The following is a 496-nucleotide window of genomic DNA, read 5'->3' on the forward strand; positions in this document are numbered from 1 at the left end:
TACCACCATGTTCCAACGTGTTCGTACTTTGGCATCACAGTCGGCGAACGGTTCAAACACCGATGAAGATCGCCTAGCAATTCAAGAAGAAATCCGCGCACTAATGACAGAAGTTAATCGCGTGGCATCGGATACAACATTTGGTGGGCAGAACTTACTAAATGGTACGTACGAAGCCAACTTCCAAGTGGGTGCAGATGCGGTACAAACCATAGGCTTTAGTATGCAAAATGTTGGCGGCACAGCGAATTCGTTGTCAGCTAACGGTGGTTTTACCCTGTCAGGTATCGCGAGTGTCGCCAGTGCAGTAACCGGCGAAGCCCTTGCTACGAATTTAGAAGGGGTAAGTGAAAACGCCAACGGTGCAAACGCTGCATCCTCTTATTCTTTTTCGGATATATTCCAAGCGACCGGTATCAGCGTATCAAGCCAAGCAGGAGCGCAGGCGGTTTTAGCTGGTATGGACAATCTGATTGCAGTGGTAGACAAAAAGCGC

1 protein-coding gene is annotated in these 496 nt (G+C 48.8%); it reads left to right on the forward strand.

What is annotated here, in order from left to right; all coding sequences use genetic code 11:
- Positions 1-496: flagellin N-terminal helical domain-containing protein (locus V7R42_RS19895; RefSeq protein ID WP_443983605.1), on the forward strand; the 496-nt coding region annotated here is incomplete at both ends.

It is taken from the genome of Alteromonas sp. S015, from assembly GCF_036864485.1.
Lineage (GTDB): Bacteria > Pseudomonadota > Gammaproteobacteria > Enterobacterales > Alteromonadaceae > Alteromonas.